Genomic DNA, 16,135 nt, shown 5'->3' with positions numbered 1-16,135 from the left:
ACGCTGTACTTTGGCAGGTATAACATGCGCGAAAAGAAAGTCAAATTTTGCGGCAACCTAGGCGATTGCCGCTATAGATTTATATTCAAACGAAGTGAATACTCATTATTCGTAGCCTCTTGGCTTTTTGGTTTTGATAACCGCAATGTATGCATGCCAACTGGCGTAGCTTAATAAAGGCATAATCACAATAAACCCAGCAGTGCCTGTAATAAAACCTACAAACACTAAACAGAGTATTATCCCAGCCCAAACAACCATGGCAGCAAAATTGGTTTTAACCGCGTTCATCGAAGAAATTACCGCAGTCATGATATCAACTCGGCGCTCCATCATAATTTGCGGGGTAAACGCAGAGATAGCAAATACAGTGACAAGTAAAATACCCCCAACAATACTCCCGAGCGTTAAAAACGCCGATAATTGCTCAAAACTTGGATTGACAACATTCGGATATAGGGCATGGATGAGCGCAGCTAAACGCATCCAAACAATCATAATCACCATTAATAACACCGCAAAGCCCCATTCACCTGCAGGGTTTCTAAACATCGATTTAAGGCTATGCATTAGAGTAGGTTTATGGCCTTTTTCAAGCTCCCACGCCACATCATAAAGGCCAGCAGCAAAGGCAGGTCCTATTAATGCGAAGCCAACCACAGCAGGCAAAATAACTAAGTGCGTATCAAACTGATATACAAAATACATAATTGTCGCTGGTATCAAGGTAAATACTAATCCGTAGACAAGGCTCAGTATTGGCGCATTAGCGATATCCTTAAATGCAAGTGCTAACCAATGAAACGGTGCAGATGCAGATATTTGAGAGCTCTCTAAACAACGAGCAAATTCGTGATTTTTGTTCATAGAAGATGATGCTGGCATAATGTATCCTCATTAAAGGTGACATCTTTAGGTTTAGGTTAACTGTGCAATTCTTGCAACATTGTTAAGCTAATCGGACATCTGTCCTGTACTTTAAACACGTATGATTAAAGTATTACGCTTTAGACAAAAATAAGGTTTAATAATGGAAAAGGTATTTCACTTAGGGATCACACGTGACGACTTAAAAGGGGCAACTCTTGCTATCGTACCAGGCGATCCTGACCGCTCAGCACGCATTTCTACGCTTCTTGATAACCCTGAATGCTTAGCGAAGACTCGTGAATTTCATGTTTACCGTGGTGAGCTAAACGGCCACAGCGTTGTCGTTTGTTCAACCGGTATTGGCGGCCCATCTACTTCAATTGCTGTTGAAGAGCTTGCCCAACTTGGTATTGATACCTTTTTGCGAATTGGCACGACCGGTGCTATTCAGCCCCACATCAATGAAGGCGACATTTTAATTAGCCAAGCATCTGTTCGATTAGATGGCGCAAGTCAGCATTTTGCACCACTAAGCTACCCTGCTGTGTCTGACTTTTTTGCTACACAAGCAATGGTCAATGCATGTGATAAATTAGGAATTAATTTCCATATTGGTATTACTGCATCAAGTGACACATTCTACCCAGGTCAAGAGCGTTACGATACCTATTCAGGTTATGTTCCGCGCTCATTCCAAGGCAGCTGTGAAGAGTGGCAAAAACTAGGTGTGATGAACTACGAGATGGAATCAGCAACACTATTTACTATGTGTGCTGCCCTTGGCTTACGCGCAGCATGTGTTGCAGGTGTTTTAGTAAATCGTACTAAACAAGAGATTCCGAATGTTGACCACGGCGAGATTGAGAAAAAATCAGTCGCCGTCGTCATTGAAGCTGCAAAACTGTTACTTAATTAAGCGTTACTTAATTTCGCAACACAGTGCTCAAATGCTGGTGGGTTTGCAAAGCTTGCCAGCACAGATTTAGCCACCTCATATTGATTTTCGGCCCCTTGTGTTTCTAACAAGGTTATCGACTTAACTGTCTTATCATCAAAAGTTAAGCCCGCAAGATAAAACTGACTCAATGCACTTTGCAATGGCGAAAGGCTTGGGCTATAAGCAGCATTTTCGGCATAACTTCCGTAAAAATCCCCTTCGGTAAATGTACTTAATTTAACAGCACTAAAATTACCTGTGTATGGCACATATGCATTGAGTGCTAATTGAATAAGTTTTGCGTCATCAATGGTAAGGTCGGAAAATTGTTGATCACTTTGCTTATGCGAGAATAAACACGCATCATTACCTAAATCTTTCGGACCAAATGAATAAGGCAATAACTCATGAAGGTTAAAGTCACGCTCTGGCAATAAAATCTCAAGTGAGTCTGCAGTACTCAATTCATTCATAAATTGACGGCAATAGCCACAAGGAGCGTCACTGATTGCAATTCTTTGTACTGCTTGCGCGCCATTAAGCCATGCATTATTAATCGCTGATTGCTCAGCATGTACCACTAAACTCAAGGCTTGATGAGAAAACTCAACATTAGCGCCAAAATAGAAATTTGTTTCGCCTTGCTCATTTAACCCAACTGCAATAGCGCCCACGTAGAATTTAGAAATAGGCGCCACAGAAAATAAACTTGCGACGGGTACACAGGCTTTTAGTAACTCAATTTGGCTAACTTTAAACTGCTGACAAAGAGAAGAAATGTCTGATTGAGATAAGATGCCTCGTTGCTTTTTTAGCCGGGCAAAAAGAGAATTTTTTTGTTGTTCATTGAAGCTAAACGACTCTGTATTTTGAGCTAGTTTGCTTGCATCTATCCTAGTTGCTGTCATAACAAATTATAATTATTAATTGGCTAAACAGTTTAAAAGGTTACGTTTAGAATTACTAGTTATAGACGTTGCAGAATGTTATTAATAATGCAAAAAGTGTTACATAAACACGATAATTTGTATACTCAGGTATACAAGTAATGGTTGATATTCTAGTAACCTTTTACTGTCTTACTAGCCAATTTTTCGCCATTTGATAACACTCAAAATTTTCGGCTTGTAAATTATAACGCTTTGCTTTTTGCACAAATAAATCATGCATAAAGCCATCAAAGCTTACAACAATCGCTAATACAGCTTGCTGAAGTGAAGTCGCAATGATCGGCATAATTGTGAATAAATCTGCAGGAGCAAAATTATGCGTTAATTCAGATACATCAACAAGAATTTTCTCTGATCCATATAATACTGAATACTGATGAGCGATCTGGTAAAAGTTAATCACATCCTGTGCGCTTGCCGTCCCTCTTAACGTCATCATAACTAACGACGTAGATGCATCATAGGTAATGCAAGTAGACACGTTTGACATAAAATACTCTTAAACTGCGTGAGTGGTTAGGGGTTAACTCTAGCTCTCAGAGTTGAAAGCCAGCATATTTTATTTATAACCCTAACCGAGTCAATAGCTAGCAATTAAATAGGTATGACCAGCACTAAATATAAGAATTTATAACTAGAAAAATACATTTTTGACGTTACCTTAAATTAACCTTTAATGCTTTTTTTAAACATGCACGAGAATTCTGCCTTTAATTTAAGCCTTTTCAGATGCCCTTAAAATGAATGAAAACTTACAATGAACATCATCTTAAAGCAGTAGTGTAAACACGTATTATCTGTTGATACATGTTTCAAGGATAGGGAAAAATCATGAGATTCATGGTTCAAATTATCGCAGGCATGTTATTGTCAGTTCCTTTGCAAGCAACTGCAATTACAGCGATAGAATTTGAAAAACTACGCAACCAAGTTAAAAACACTTACGCAAACTCAAGACAACTAGGTTTAGAAGAAGTAAGTAAGATACTAGCTAATACTGAGTTGAATCTTGAACAGAAGATCATTATGACCAACTATAAAGCGTGGTTTTTATCTGGTAATAATAAACTAGATGAAGCGATGACGACGCTTGTAGAGTTCGAGAGTATGGTTGCCAAATCGAAAGATAAGAGCTTGATGTATGGCTACTTTAATATTTCGGGAAATATCTATTCTCATTTAGGGTTATATCAAGAAGCACTTAATCAATACAAATTAGCCCTCCCTTTTGCAAAGATGAGACATAATAACCTTGTAATGCAAACTGAAAACAACATCGCTGTTATCTACTTAAAATTACACTTCTATAATAATGCGGCAGACATATTTAAAAGATTTAAACAATATAGTAAAACAAACAAACACACCTTTAATGAATCAATTACGACCAATCATCAGGCAATAGCTTTGCTCGGTTTAAAAGAGTATGAGCAAGCATTAGAGCTACTTACTGACATATATGACTTTCAAAAAGACAACAACTTTGTTTTGCATCAGGTAGTTAACCTAACCACTCAGGGAAAAATTTATAACTCTCAAGCACAATTTAAAAAAGCAGAAACAGTATTGAAAAAAGCACTCAATTTAATAAATGAGGATAATCTTAAAAGCGATAAACTTGCTGTAGTATTAGAACTTGCTAAAACATATGAAGCCCAAAGCAAACCTGCTCAGGCTCTAGCACAAATTCAGTCAATTGATTTGAAAAATAAAAAAATCACTGACTATGAATTATTGCTAGCTACACAAGAACTATCGGCCTCTTTGCATTTACAACAAAAAAACTACCATGCAGCAATTGATGCATACAAACAGCTCTATGAAACTAAAGACAAAATTCTGAGAAGACAATCCAGTACTAATCTTGCCAAAGCGTTGGCAGAATTAGATATAACGACTAAAGAAGCAGAAATAGAACTTTTAACTAAATCAAATCAAGTTCAGGCTGCAAACAATAAAGCAAATAAAGTGATCTTTATGGCGATTGCTTTTACGTTATGCTCAATTTTAATCGTATTAACGTTGATGACAGTGAGGACGAAGCAACAAAAGAATGCCCTATCTAAAACATTAACAAAACTTCATAACACACAAGCACAACTTATTGAAATCGAAAAAATAGCATCTTTAACCGCATTAGTATCTGGTATGGCGCATCAATTAAATACGCCCATTGGCACCATTGTAACCGCTAGCTCTTTAATTGATGATCAACTAACACTTATTTGCCAAAAGTTTAAATCTCAAGAGCTATCTAGCAAGCACCTTCATAGCTTTTTAAACGATACAAACGATGCAAAAGATTTAATACAGGCTAGCATCGCTCGACTTGCCAGTATTGTCGAAGAATTTAAGGCACTCAATGTGTCTATTGATTTAGATAAACCGCTAGTCCAGTTTAACCTAACAGAAGAAATATCACGCAGAGTTCTGCCTTTCTCAAGTTATTTAGGAAAGTGTATTAAATTCGATATTCAGGGTGATAATGTTGTAATAACTTCTTACCCTGCAATTATTGGTGACATATTAAAAACCTTAATCATTAATTCCTGCGAACATGGTTTTGCAATAAAGCTACACGGTTTAATTGAGATCGAGATTAAAGGTTTTCCTAAGCATGTCGAAATTATTTATCAAGACAACGGGGTAGGTATTAAGGAAACTATCTTGCATGATATCTTTACTCCTTTCTATACCACTAATATGGGCGATAAACACCTAGGACTTGGGTTAAATGTTGTTTTTAATGCAGTTAAATTTAATTTGAAAGGAGAAATATGCGCCGAGCCTTATGAACACGGCGCACGATTTGTTATTAGCCTACCAATCGATGCTCGATTGGTTGATGATACTTGCTATTAACCGGTATTACGCATACCAGCAGCGATACCTGTCATAGTGATCATCAAGGCATTATCAATATCGCCTTCAGAGCCCACGTCAGCTTCGCGTGAACGACGCAGTAACTCAACTTGTAATAGGTTAAGTGGATCTGTGTACGGGTTGCGAAGCGCTATTGACTCTTTGATCCAAGGTTGGTCTGCAAGTAAGCTCTTTTGTGGGCTAAGCGATTGCACAAGCTCAATAGCCTCGCTCAATTCCTGACGAAGTTTTACGCCTAATGGCTTATATTGCTCAGTTACTAATGCATCATCGTAATGCGCACTTAACCATGAATCGGCTTTACTAAATACCATTTCTAGCATCTCTAAACGAGCACGGAAGAATGGCCATTTTAAGCTCATTTCGTGAAGTGTCTCGATGCCATACTTATCTAAAGCAGCTTTAAGACCTGTTAATGCACCTAACCAAGCTGGCAGCATTAAACGGTTTTGGCTCCATGCAAAGATCCATGGAATAGCACGAAGACTTTCTACCCCACCGTTCGGGTTGCGCTTCGCAGGGCGAGAACCAAGTGGTAATTTAGATAGCTCTTGCTCTGGCGTTGCCATTCTAAAGTAAGGTACAAAGTTTTCATCATGGCGCACAACTTGGCGGTAATGCTCACACGAATCAGCACTGATCAGTTCCATAACATCACGCCATTCGCTCTTCGGCTCTGGCGGTGGTAGCAAGTTACTCTCTAGAACTGCACCAGCATAAATATTTAAGCTTTGCAGGGCAACAGCAGGCAAACCAAACTTAAAGCGGATCATTTCACCTTGCTCTGTTACACGTAGGCCACCTTTTAATGAACCTGGAGGCTGTGAGCGAAGTGCTTGTGCAGCTGGCGCGCCACCACGACCAACAGTACCACCACGGCCGTGGAATAAAATAAGCTCAATACCGCGATTTTCGGCTAATTGAACAAGTTTATCCATAGCTTCATATTGTGCCCAACCAGCAGCCATCATGCCTGCATCTTTTGCTGAGTCTGAGTAGCCGATCATGACATTTTGCTGGTTTTGAATATGACCACGGTACCAAGTGTTATCAAGTAAACATTCGATAACCTCTTTACCATTATTTAAGTCGTCTAACGTTTCAAATAATGGCGCAACCGGTAAGTTAAACTTACAACCACTTTCTTTAAGCAGTAACTGTACTGCCAGTACATCAGATGCAGTTCGTGCCATCGAAATAATATACAAGCCAAATGTTTGAGCATCTTGCGCTGCGATTACATCAAATGTATCTAGCACCTCTTGTACTTCTGGGCTTGGTTGCCAATGTTTTGGAATGAGCGGGCGGCGAGAGTTTAGCTCAGCAAGTAAAAACGCTTGTTTGTCTTCCTCTTGCCATTGATGGTAATCACCTAAACCTAAATAACGTGTTAACTCAGAGAAAACATCACCATGACGAGATGAATCCTGACGGACATCAAGTTTTGCAAGGCGTAGACCAAAGCTATTAATGCGGCGCAGAACATCAAGCAGCAAGCCATCGGCAACTACTTTCATGTTGGTCTTAATAAGCGAGCGATAGCACACTTCGATTGGGTGTTTAATTTGCGCGATATCGGTAATTAAATCTTCAGAATCAGTGCGCTTATTCTTAATTTTTGCGCCCAAATGGGTCACAGTTTCGGCAATTTGATTCTTTAATTTTTTAAGTACCGCACGATAAGGTTCAAAGTCTTGACCTGCAAGCTCAATGAGCTCATCGCTTGCATCCGACATTGATAGCTCATTGCTTAGCGTTTCGATATCACGGGAATACAAATCGAGTGCCATCCAGCGGCCATGATCAAGTACTTGCTGTGTGACTTCAGCGGTGACGAACGGGTTACCATCACGGTCACCGCCCATCCAAGAAGTAAATTCTATTGGGCTGAAATCAATAGGCAGCTCAAGATCAAGCTCTGATTTTACGTCTTCGCCAAACTCCCGTAAGAAACGTGGTACGGCATGCCATAAGCTATTCTCAATAACCGCAAAACCCCATTTAGCTTCGTCAATTGGCGTTGGGCGTGAGCGACGAATGTCGTCGGTATGCCACGCTTGGCTAATAAGTTGGGCAATGCGGTTTAATAAATCTGCACGTTCACTTGGTAAGTTGTCTTTACGCTCTAAAGAGGCAAGGCAATCACTTAATTCAACGTGTTTATTGATCATTGTACGGCGTGTCACCTCAGTTGGGTGAGCCGTCAGTACTAAATTGATGTGGAGTTTTGAGAGTGTTTGTGCCAAGTGATTCGGATCAACTTGACCTTGCTTTGAAGCTGTTGCTAACGCTTTTAATGTTTGAGTGAGAGGGTTTAGTTGGCAAAAGCCAACATCATTAAAGCGCGATACGGTATGAAATTGTTCAGCAACATTAGCAAGATTCAAAAAATGATTAAATGAGCGTGCAACCGGTAATAGTTCTTCATCTGTGAGAGCGTGTAGTACTTCGATAAGCGCCTGTCTGTCGGCTTCGTTACCACTACGTGACGATTTAGATAAAGCGCGAATCTCTTCTACCTTATCTAAAATGGCTTGTCCTTGTGCATCTTTAATGGTTTGACCCAGCATTTGTCCAAGCATACTAACATTACCGCGAAGTGCAGCGTATTGTTCACTCATTCTCATACTCCTTTCTTTAACTAAGTTGAAAGTACTTACTGCACAGTATTTAGCCAAGCACGAGCGCAGCTAAATACTGATCCCTTTTATTAATATCATTGTCAGCGTTAATTTAATAGATCGAATTTTCTAACATACTCGTAAAAAAGAATAACCAATCTATAAACATAAAAGTGTAATAAATACGCAGCTTAGTCAGCTACAAAGCGTTAAAGCTAGCTCAATTGGTAAAATGGACTTACCAATTTAAAAGGTAAAATCCCCGTAAATTAAGGCATCCTTAATGTTTGCATGGTCAAATCTTTACCCGCCTTTTTTATATGTTTGTAGGGTTAGCTCAAGACAAACAGAGCTACTATCATTTTATTAGTTGGTGATAGTTTGAGCGAAATTTTTTTCAAATATTTTTATAACAGGTCAAAAATGCAACTCTATATTTTGTGTGGTGCACGCAGTGAAATTGCAAATGCCTATTTCACTACTCTTCATAAACAAATCAACACGGGTCATATCGTCACCATCAGTCGAGATGAATTTAAGGCAAGTTTTAATGAGTCATCAAGCAATGAGATAAGTCACCAGCATTTTATTACTGATTATTCAGAGCAAAGCTTAAGTGGCATTGCTAAAGAACTTGCCGGTGGCCACTATGATTTAGCCCAGTTGATGATATTTAACGGCCTATTGCATGATCCAAATAATGCGCCTGAACGTAAACTTGAGCAAATATCTGAGCAGCACTTTATAAATAGCATGACAACAAATGCTCTACTGCCAATTCGCTGTGTGACTTTATTCTCAATACTTTTAAAGCCACAAGCTTCAACTGTGGTGTGTGCTCTTAGTGCACGTGTTGGTAGCATTAGTGATAACAAGTTAGGCGGTTGGTATAGCTATCGGGCATCGAAGGCGGCATTAAATATGTTATTTAAATCTGCAGCGATTGAACTTAGCAGACGCTATAAAAAGTGCCACTGCCTGTTATTTCACCCAGGTACCACTGATACGCCTTTATCAAAACCCTTTCAGGCAAATGTACCCAAAGGAAATTTATTTACCCCTGAGTTTGTAGCCGAGCAGCTGTATTCATTGATAAGTGATGCTGACTATTTACAACAATCACACAACCCTGCCTACTTTGACTGGCAAGGAAAACCCATAGACTGGTAACAGGAAATTTATGCATTTTACAAAACAGGCCATTGCTGATTTAGAAAGCCGCTACCGCGCTCATTTAATTAATAGTTTGTCGGGATTTAAAAGTGCCAACTTAATCGGCACACAAGATAGTAACGGCCAAACTAACTTAGCGATTGTAAGTTCAGTATTTCATCTTGGGGCACATCCCCCTTTAGTGGGTATGATAATTCGCCCTCATTCAGTGCCTCGCCATACCCTAGAGAACTTATTAGCCACTAAACAGTACACGATTAACCACGTAAACAAAGACATTTATAACAAAGCACATCAAACATCAGCACGCTACGACAAGGACCAGTCTGAATTTGATGCAACAGGGCTCAGTACTGAATACCTAAATGACTTTACAGCGCCTTTTGTAAAAGAAAGTAAGCTTAAATATGCGCTTGAGCTGAGAGAACACCACCACCTTGCCATTAATGGCACTGAGCTGATCATAGGTGAAATAAGCGATATTTACTTAGATGAGGCGTGTTTGCAAGAAGATGGCTTTGTTGATATTGAAGCCATTGATACAGTCGCAGTAAGCGGGCTTGATAGTTACCATGTAACTGAACGTTTAGCCCGCTTAGCGTATGCTAAAAAGTAACCTTTAATTTAGCACTAGATTATAAATGGCTTAGGCGCATGGGTTAACACCTCAAAACCAGATTCGGTGACAACTATGTCATCTTCAAGGCGTACACCACCATAGCCTGGTATATAAATGCCAGGCTCAATGGTGATCACATTACCAACTTCAAGGTTGTAGTCTGTCAGAGTGTTGATGAATGGCACTTCATGTAAAAACAGCCCTAAACCATGGCCAAGCCCTTTACCGGCGTATTCGCCAAAGCCCGCCTCAGTAATCACCTTGTTTGATATAGCATTTAAATCTAAACAGTTAATACCCGGTTTAACCATTTCAAGTGCCGCATTTTGTGCATCAAGTACAGTATTATAAATACGGGTTTGTTTTTCTGACGCTTCGCCAATGATGTAACTGCGGGTCATATCAGAGCGATAGCCATTTACAACCGCACCAAAATCAAGGGTTACAAAGTCACCTTGCTTTAAAACCTGATCTGACGGGTTACCATGCGGCAAGGCTGAGCGCTCTGCAAACAGCATGATGGTGGCAAACGACATTCCTTCTGAACCAAGCTTTTGCATTCTAAATTCAAGCTCTAAGGCAAGGTCACGCTCGGTTACACCCGGTTTAAAATAAGGCAGCGTTTGTGCTAATGCTTCATCAGCGATGGCCGCAGCAGCTTTAATTTGTGCAACTTCCCAGCTATCTTTAACGCGCCTTAGTTTTTCAATTAAGCCGTTTACCGCTGTTAATGTGTGGCCGCTTAGCTCATCTGCCACACCTTGCCAAATTGCTACCGTGACATAGCTTGCATCAAATGCGAAATGGCTGTTTGGGTTAAGGTGCCTATTTATACAATGGCCAAGAGTTTCGTTGTCTCTGTCTCGGCAAACAATTTCGAACCCTGTTGTTTCAGCAATTGCGCGTTGATGGTAACGATAATCAGTGATCAACACACACGCATCTTGAGTAATTAATGCATAAGCAGCATTACCGCTAAAACCACTTAAGTAACGAATATTTTCATGACCAAGTACTAACATGGCGCTGTAACCTTGTTGCTCTAGCAAGGCTTTAAATTCAGCTTGTCTTTTTAAGTAATTAACTTGCATTGTCGCTCCTTATTTTTTGCGCATGCTAACAGTTATGTCCATAAATACGAATATTATGCGATTAGTCGCAGTGAGTTTGCATCAACTGTTTACTCAAGCCACAATGCAGAAAAAACCAAGGAGTACACAATGACAACATATGGTATTGGCACACAAACGCCCGAACAGGCGCTTGACTCTTTGTCAGATATGACAACAGACTTAACACCTATTCAAAATGACGAATTTCATGTGCGTATCGCAAAAGCACAAGCGTATATGCAAGCAAACAATATTGACGCAATTTACTTAAATGCAGGCACTAACCTAGCCTACTTTACAGGTATGCGTTGGTACGCAAGCGAGCGTTTAGTTGGCGCTATTTTACCTGCAAAAGGTGATGTGCAATACATAGCGCCGTTTTTTGAAATCGGCAGCTTAAACGATTTTATGGTGATTGATGGCCCAATTCGTGGTTGGCAAGAACACGAAAACCCTTATCAATTGTGTGTAGATGTTCTTACAGAAATGGGCATTAGCAAAAATGGCACCCTTGGTATTGATGAAAGCGCGCAGTTTTTTATCTACGACGGCATTAATAAAGCTAACGGCGATTACAACATTGTTAACGCACAGTGCGTTACAGCTCACTGCCGTATGCATAAATCAGCCAATGAACTTGCCTTAATGCAACGTGCAATGGACATGACTTTAGAAGTACACAAAGCAACGGCAAGTATGCTTTATGAAGGCATCACCACAACTGAGGTTGAAGCCTTTATTAAAAAAGCGCACCAAAAAGTCGGCGCACCGGGTAACTATTTTTGTATTGTGCTATTTGGTGTTGCGTCGTCTTTCCCGCATGGCGTTAAAAACCCGCAAACCCTTAAAAAAGGTGATGTGGTACTGATTGATACTGGCTGTAAAGTGCATGATTACCTCTCTGACATTACCCGTACTTATGTATTTGGTGAAGCAACCGAACGTCAACGCATGTTTTGGCAACACGAGAAAAATGCCCAGCTTGCTGCTTTTGCTGCCGCAAAAATTGGTGAGCCATGTGGCAAAGTAGATGATGCTGCAAGGCAGTATCTTGCCGAAAATGGCATGGGACCAGAGTATCAAACACCAGGCTGCCCACATAGAACCGGCCATGGCATTGGTTTAGATATTCATGAATGGCCATACCTTGTGGGTGGTAACCCTACTCCACTCGCAACAGGTATGTGTTTTAGCAATGAACCTATGATTGTCGTACCTGATGAGTTTGGTATTCGCTTAGAAGATCACTTTTATATGACAGACGAAGGTCCGCGTTGGTTTACCGAGCCTGCTCATAGCATCGATGACCCATTTGGGTTAGCTAAATAAAATTCAAATAAACTTTATAAGGCCAGTTTTCTGGCCTTTTTTGTATCTGAATTATTACAATCTTTAACAGTGTGGACATTTTAGAGACAACCTATCCGCTTTTATCATGTTATGATTTCAAGAATTTAACCTAACATAATTACGGAGAATAAATGGGTTTACGTTTTAAAGTTCCACATACCCTGATACTGCTGCTGGGCATGATGGTTGTTGCGCTTATTGCTACTTGGTTAGTACCACAAGGTTTTTTCACTACTACATTAAGTGAATCAGGCCGAGAAATGGTTGTTGCGGGCACCTATCAAACGGTTGCTGAGCGCCATTACTTAACCCCATGGGATTTGTTACAAGCCATACCTCGCGCTTTTGCTGCTGCTCAAGATGTTATTTTCTTTGTGTTAATTGTTGGCGGTGTATTAGCTGTTGCACGTGCCACAGGCACTGTTGATGCGCTCATTGGTAGGCTTTTAGAGCGACACGGTAAAAAACCGCAACGATTAATCTTTATGGTGGTGTTTTGCTTTGCCTTAGCATCAAGCAGTATTGGTACCGCCGGCGAATATATTCCTTTTGTTATTATTCTCGTCGCGCTTTGTAAAGCAATGCGCCTAGATGCAATGACCGCCGTAGGTATGATAGTCGCAGGTTATGGTATTGGTTATGGTGTTTCGGCATTTAACCCATTTACGGTATTAATCGCACAGCAAATTGCAGGTATTCCTGTTTACTCTGGTCTGTGGTTACGTTTAGCTATATTTATTCCATTTGTACTCATTGGTTTTCATCATGTTTGGCAATACACCAAAAAGGTATCGCACGATCCGTCTAAATCAATGATGATTGGCGTGCCTTGCCCACTGGAAAATCAAACAGCAACAAGTTACCCAGCACTTGCCCTGCGCCATAAACTAGTTTTAGGTAGCTTTATTATTACCCTAGCAATTGCAGTATGGGGCATCGCAACCAAGGGCTGGTACTTATACGAGCTAGGTGGTGTTTTTATTGCTTGGGGTGTGGTTGTAGCCATTTTAGGCAAACTATCTGCTGATGAAGCAGCAAACAAATTTATAGAAGGCGTATCTGATCTTGTTACCACCGCAGTGTTAATTGGTGTTGCACGGGGTATCGCCCTTATTTTAGAAGACGGCCAAATCCTGCATAGCCTTGTACATGGCATGTCGTTACCGCTTTCTTATGTATCAGCAGAAATATCAGCAATTGGCATGTTGGTTATTCAAACCCTGCTTAATACCTTTATTCCTTCAGGTTCAGGGCAAGCTTATGTCACCATGCCACTCATGGCCCCACTCGGTGATTTAGTGGGTGTACCAAGACAAGTTGCCGTACTTGCTTATCAATTTGGTGATGGCTTTTCAAATATGATCATTCCGACCAATGCTGTACTTATGGGCATTTTAGGCATGGCTGGTGTGCCTTACGGCCATTGGTTTAGATTCTGCTTACCACTACTAATTAAACTAATGGTCGCAGCATCGGTTGTATTAGTATTAGCTGTAATCTTTGGCTATGGCTTAGATGTGCAACCCACCCTAAATTAAGTTAGTTGAGTGAGCTAATTGGCTCCTAAATTAATGATGCACGCTAACACCTATGTGTTAGCGTGGCTCTGAGCATTACTTGCCACAAATTATTGTCAGATGAAAAGCTAATTATAAAAACTTCTGTACGAAAGCTTTTAACTCGTCTTTCTCAGCTTCACTAGCAAATCAATGTGCCGTAATGATCAAGATTGTGGATTAACAATATACGTTATGAGTTCTTTAAATAGTTTGTGATGTACGTAGTGAAGTTTCTTGAGCAGAAAGTAAGGGTTTTACAGATTTAGCCTCTTCTTGATAACGGTTTCTCGTATCCCATAAATCTACGGAGTGCTGGATATTAAGCCAAAACTCTGGGGTATTCCCTAACGCAGCAGCTAGCTTAATTGCAAGTGGCGCCGTTAAGCTACCGCCATTAATCAAATTACTAACTGTATTTCTATGCACACCCATTGCTTCAGCTAAAGTTTTTGATGTAATGTCCATAGGCTCTAAAAACTCTAGCTTCAGCATTTCACCTACACTCACTGGACGACGCTTTGTAATACGCATAAACCTTACCTCAATACTTATTAGGGTCTAAATAAGTGTTTTCTGCTACACCATCAACCCACTTAAAAATCAATCGATACTGTTTGTTCACGTATTGAACACCAATCTTTCAAGTTACCTTCAAGATGTTCAAACCGGTTACCTGGTGGTACTCTTAAGTCAGATTCAGCCTTTGCTGCATCTAATATTTCTAGCTTACGATATAAAGCATTCTCGATAACCTTAGGGATTAATCGATGCCGCTTATCCTCTTCATAGAATGCTTAGAGCCACTCATCCTTAAAATCTACAGCCATATCCTTGCACTGTCCTATTGTGCATCAGTACAGAAATTGTAGCGCACAGTCATAATGTGCACAACATATACGTTTAAAAATCACTCTGGGCACTTTTGTCGCGTATAAACTTATTCGTAGAAAACCATTTTTGGATATAAATGGGTTGGTGCTGAAGGACAGTTTTGTGCCAAAATCAGAAAATAAGCCATACCTTGATTATGCCCCAAAATAAGTTAGGTTAAATGCTCTAACTGCTGCTTTGAGCAATCAAGAAACGGTCCAAGCCCTATACATTGAATGATAAGTTAACACATCTTTAATAATAGCTAGAAAATTTTGCTTAATGGGCTTACAACACCGTTTGCTCCTTGTTGTAAAACATGGGTGTAAATCTGTGTGGTTTTGACATCAGAATGGCCCAATTGTGCTTGAACGGTGCGAATATCGGCGCCACTTTGCAATAGGTGCGTTGCAAATGAATGGCGCAAGGTATGAGGCGTAATAACCTTTGTAATCAAAATCAATCTCCTTTACTCGCAATTGCACCGCTTCCATCACACGCAAACCACTTCCATACATTAACCCCGTGATTAAGTAATATCGCTTGGAAAGATGACTCATCAATTGCTTTACTTCATCAGGCGTCATCACTACAGGCAGCTTAGGTTGTCGATTACTTCGTGCAAAATTCAAGTTTAAAGAAAGCTCATTTTTGACAATATGTTTATATAAAAAAGCGAGCGCATTTAAAGCTGCACTTTGTGTTCTAGGTGACATATTACGTTTTAATACAATATGGTCTAAAAACGCTTTGACTTCTGCATCTCCCATTGAGCTTGGGTGACGTTTGTTGTGAAAGTGAATAAATTTTGCGATCCAACCTAAATAAGCATTAATTGTTCTTAATGAATACTGACGAGTGAGTATATAGTCTGCAATGTAGTTTAAATAAGGAGAGCGAGTTTTCATTTTCATTCCTTTGAAATGAAGCTGTATATATATACAGTCTTAGCTCAGTCGCTCGTATAGTCAAGAAAACGACCCAATCGCTCGTTTTTATCCTGAGGTAAAAGCGAGAACTCCTAAATTTTAATAACACTGGTAATTAGTTAACAAGTTTGTTAGAAATAATCTAATAAGAAAAACGAGCTACGCTGTGGTAGAAAAACGCGCGATTAGCTCGCTATAAACATGTTGAACTAAGCCGCTACGCGGAGATCCTATTCTGATCATTTGAGCCACACTTACCTTG

General features: G+C 40.0%; 12 protein-coding genes and 2 pseudogenes. 6 read left to right on the top strand and 8 right to left on the bottom strand.

Features of this window, described 5'->3' with window-relative positions:
* Positions 1-105 precede the first annotated feature (105 nt).
* Positions 106-885: a DUF2189 domain-containing protein gene (locus tag ISP07_RS11825; protein WP_054552165.1), complete on the bottom strand. Its 780-nt coding sequence runs from the start codon at positions 883-885 to the stop codon at positions 106-108.
* A 145-nt stretch (positions 886-1,030) separates the two neighbouring features.
* Here ISP07_RS11825 and udp point away from each other — a divergent pair, with 145 nt between their 5' ends.
* Positions 1,031-1,786 (top strand): uridine phosphorylase, encoded by a 756-nt coding sequence (gene udp, locus ISP07_RS11820; protein ID WP_054552164.1) that lies wholly within the window; start codon positions 1,031-1,033, stop codon positions 1,784-1,786.
* On the opposite strand, the gene cdd is transcribed toward udp, so the two are convergent.
* Both cdd and ISP07_RS11810 read right to left on the bottom strand, forming a co-directional pair.
* Positions 1,783-2,715, bottom strand: coding sequence for a cytidine deaminase (gene cdd / locus ISP07_RS11815; protein WP_209327729.1), 933 nt, complete (start codon positions 2,713-2,715; stop codon positions 1,783-1,785). The genes udp and cdd overlap by 4 nt on opposite strands.
* Before the next feature lie 163 nt (positions 2,716-2,878).
* A complete protein-coding gene (locus ISP07_RS11810) occupies positions 2,879-3,247 on the bottom strand; it encodes a hypothetical protein (protein ID WP_209327728.1) in 369 nt (122 codons plus the stop codon).
* Between the two features lie 341 nt (positions 3,248-3,588).
* Here ISP07_RS11810 and ISP07_RS11805 point away from each other — a divergent pair, with 341 nt between their 5' ends.
* A complete protein-coding gene (locus tag ISP07_RS11805; RefSeq protein WP_209327727.1) occupies positions 3,589-5,619 on the top strand; it encodes an ATP-binding protein in 2,031 nt (676 codons plus the stop codon).
* Here the strand turns inward: ISP07_RS11805 and ppc are convergent.
* The gene (gene ppc, locus ISP07_RS11800) at positions 5,616-8,261 is read right to left on the bottom strand and encodes a phosphoenolpyruvate carboxylase (protein ID WP_166340936.1); all 2,646 of its coding nucleotides are present in this window, start codon (positions 8,259-8,261) and stop codon (positions 5,616-5,618) included. The two genes, ISP07_RS11805 and ppc, sit on opposite strands and share 4 nt — an antisense overlap.
* A gap of 423 nt (positions 8,262-8,684) precedes the next feature.
* On the opposite strand from ppc, the gene ISP07_RS11795 reads away from it, so the two are divergent.
* Together ISP07_RS11795 and ISP07_RS11790 are read left to right on the top strand one after the other, a co-directional pair.
* A complete protein-coding gene (locus tag ISP07_RS11795) occupies positions 8,685-9,431 on the top strand; it encodes an SDR family NAD(P)-dependent oxidoreductase (RefSeq protein ID WP_209327726.1) in 747 nt (248 codons plus the stop codon).
* A gap of 10 nt (positions 9,432-9,441) precedes the next feature.
* On the top strand, positions 9,442-10,050 hold the full coding sequence (locus tag ISP07_RS11790) for a flavin reductase family protein (protein ID WP_209327725.1): 609 nt from the start codon (positions 9,442-9,444) through the stop codon (positions 10,048-10,050).
* A 14-nt stretch (positions 10,051-10,064) separates the two neighbouring features.
* Here ISP07_RS11790 and ISP07_RS11785 read toward each other — a convergent pair whose 3' ends face one another.
* Positions 10,065-11,144, bottom strand: coding sequence for a M24 family metallopeptidase (locus ISP07_RS11785; RefSeq protein WP_209327724.1), 1,080 nt, complete (start codon positions 11,142-11,144; stop codon positions 10,065-10,067).
* 129 nt (positions 11,145-11,273) lie between these two features.
* Here ISP07_RS11785 and ISP07_RS11780 point away from each other — a divergent pair, with 129 nt between their 5' ends.
* Positions 11,274-12,494 carry a M24 family metallopeptidase gene (locus ISP07_RS11780; RefSeq protein WP_209327723.1) on the top strand — a complete coding sequence of 407 codons (1,221 nt, stop codon included), beginning with the start codon at positions 11,274-11,276 and terminating at the stop codon, positions 12,492-12,494.
* Between the two features lie 152 nt (positions 12,495-12,646).
* Positions 12,647-14,053, top strand: a complete 1,407-nt coding sequence (locus tag ISP07_RS11775; protein ID WP_209327722.1) for a YfcC family protein — start codon at positions 12,647-12,649, stop codon at positions 14,051-14,053.
* Between the two features lie 222 nt (positions 14,054-14,275).
* Here the strand turns inward: ISP07_RS11775 and ISP07_RS11770 are convergent, their stop codons facing one another.
* From ISP07_RS11770 to ISP07_RS20725, 3 genes and pseudogenes are all read right to left on the bottom strand, one after another.
* A complete protein-coding gene (locus ISP07_RS11770) occupies positions 14,276-14,605 on the bottom strand; it encodes a HigA family addiction module antitoxin (protein WP_209327721.1) in 330 nt (109 codons plus the stop codon).
* Between the two features lie 10 nt (positions 14,606-14,615).
* Positions 14,616-14,853 (bottom strand): annotated as a pseudogene (locus tag ISP07_RS11765) (type II toxin-antitoxin system RelE/ParE family toxin); the annotation flags it as partial.
* Between the two features lie 356 nt (positions 14,854-15,209).
* A pseudogene (locus tag ISP07_RS20725) lies at positions 15,210-15,852 on the bottom strand (tyrosine-type recombinase/integrase).
* Positions 15,853-16,135: the final 283 nt, after the last annotated feature.

Origin of the sequence: Pseudoalteromonas sp. PA2MD11, assembly GCF_017808125.1 — a bacterium.
In the GTDB taxonomy this organism is placed as follows: domain Bacteria; phylum Pseudomonadota; class Gammaproteobacteria; order Enterobacterales; family Alteromonadaceae; genus Pseudoalteromonas; species Pseudoalteromonas simplex.
The sequence above is the reverse complement of the archived record's forward strand: the minus strand, read 5'-3'. Positions and strand labels throughout refer to the sequence as shown.